Source organism: Petrachloros mirabilis (genome assembly GCF_975968855.1).
The window spans coordinates 1-2,146 of record NZ_CDLUDY010000262.1 but is presented as its reverse complement, the minus strand read 5'-3'; the positions used below and the strand labels follow the sequence as shown (position 1 = coordinate 2,146).

Genomic DNA, 2,146 nt, shown 5'->3' with positions numbered 1-2,146 from the left:
CGAATCATTTGGTCTGGACCTCGCTTGCCATGGAATTTTAACTGGGCACAGGCTCCCGCCTGACCGAAGGTCGGCGAGGTGCCTGTCCCCAGGCGTTCTTGACGCAGATGATTCAATGGGCTAGGGTTCATCGGATTCGTAGGGGAAATCTCTGAGTTTGAACTTCTTCTGCGCCACATCTTATTGCGTAAGATAAAGAGGATGACGATGAAGAATCCCACTCTGCTTTCATCGCTGACCAATGCGTGCATTTGGACCATTGTTTTCACGATGGCGGTGCCTCCTCCGTTGTTCGCGCAGAGTCTCGGAACGCAGGGCTTCCCTCCGCTTGGGGCGGGTGGTCCAACGACTTTAGGGACGCGAGACCTCTTGCCTGGTGCGCCGATTATTACGAATCCCACAGCGGTCGAACCCTTGACTCCTCCTTCGAATCCCTGCCCTGCTCCTCCGGCACGGACAATGCCGAGCTCTACAGATGTAACCGCAAGCCTGAATGACTTCTGGCCGACGGAAACGTCAACTGTGCTACCTGCTTCTGCTGAAGAACGGATGAAGCTGGAGCGGGAAGAGCGGGAGAGGAGAGAGAGTCGAGAAAATCGGGAGAGTCTGGAGAACCGCGATGAAAAAGCTCCGACGATTGCGGAGGCTGTTCAACCAGGCCGTGGTGCGATCAAGGGGTTGTCCAGTTCACTGGAGAAGAAGCCCAAACGGATTGAAAAGACGACAACAGATAGGGATTATACGGTTGAGGAAGCGTTCGCGCGGTTCTCGGTTCTCCATGGAGTGAAGAGCCGGCTGCAACAATTCGGCTACGATTTTTTCGATACCCAGGCGACGAGTTTCGCTCCTGTGCCTGACGCTCCCGTCGGTCCAGACTATGTGCTCGGTCCTCTTGATTCCCTCTCAATCCATATTTGGAATGTCCCGGATCCGAATTTGAATCGAAGTTACATCGTGCAAGTTGAGCGCGACGGCATGATCGTCATCCCTCAGATCGGAGCCATTCCTGTCGGCGGACTGACCTTCTCGCAAGCTGAGAGAGCCATTACGAGCCGGCTTGGGGCTCATTTGAAACGTTTTGAAGTCCATGTGGCGATGGCCAGGCTGCGCACGATCAAAGTGTATGTGGTTGGCGAAGTCGTCAGGCCCGGCGCATATGAAGTCAGTTCGCTGGCAACTGTGTCGAATGCGATCTATGCTGCCTGCGGACCGGCGCGCTCCGGGTCGTTACGACAGGTTCGTCTGGTCCGAGAAAGCCAGGTGGTGGCCGAAGTCGATTTCTACCAATTTCTGATGGGAGGGGATCGACGGAACGATTCCAGGCTTCAGTCCGGTGATGTGATCGTGGTGCCGCCGCTCGGTCCGGTAGCTGCGATCAGCGGTGCAGTGAAACGGGCTGCTATTTATGAGCTCAGGCCCGGCCTGAGATTGATTGATCTTCTTCAGTTAGCCGGAGGGCTCACTCCTCTTGCTAATCATCAACGCTGCCAACTCTTCCGTCTCGATCCCGAAAAGGGACGTATCATCATAGATGTGAATCTCAGCGTAATCACCGAAACCAAGGGAAAAAAGCGGCCGGCAGGCCCCGGAGTCGATTTGGTGATGCACGACGGGGATTATGTCCGTATCGGCTCCATGCCGACGCAGGTGACAAACGTCGTGACATTAGCCGGTGCCGTGAAAAATCCAGGCCCTTACGAATTCAAACCGGGCATGGAAGTGCGCGATCTCCTCAAGCCCGATCAGTTGACGGTCGATGCCTATCTGGACAGTGCGGAACTTATTCGCACCGATCCGCTCACCTATCAGACCCAGGTGATTTCTTTCAGCCCCAGGGTACTGTTCGAGGACGAGAAAGCCGAAAGTCTGTTGCTGCAGCGCATGGATCAGATCGTGATCGGCAGCCAAATGCGCCCGCCCAACGTCGTCTTGGTGGAGGGCGAGGTGAAAAGGCCGGGCCATTTTACGCTTGAGACCGGAGAGCGTTTGAGCTCCGTGCTCAAACGAGCCGGAGGATTTACCGGCAACGCGTTTCCGGAAGGGATTATCTTGGTCCGCGAATCGGTTCGGAAAAGGCAACAGGCGGAACTCGAACGTTTTATCGCTTCAGAGAAACAGCGGTTGACGGCTCAGTCCGCCAGCTTGG

The 2,146-nt window shown here is 55.6% G+C and carries 1 protein-coding gene; it reads left to right on the top strand.

From position 1 onward, the window contains the following. Positions 1-207: 207 nt before the first annotated feature. A partial coding sequence (locus ACWVCN_RS11080) for an SLBB domain-containing protein (RefSeq protein ID WP_455245765.1) occupies positions 208-2,146 on the top strand: 1,939 nt, incomplete at its 3' end.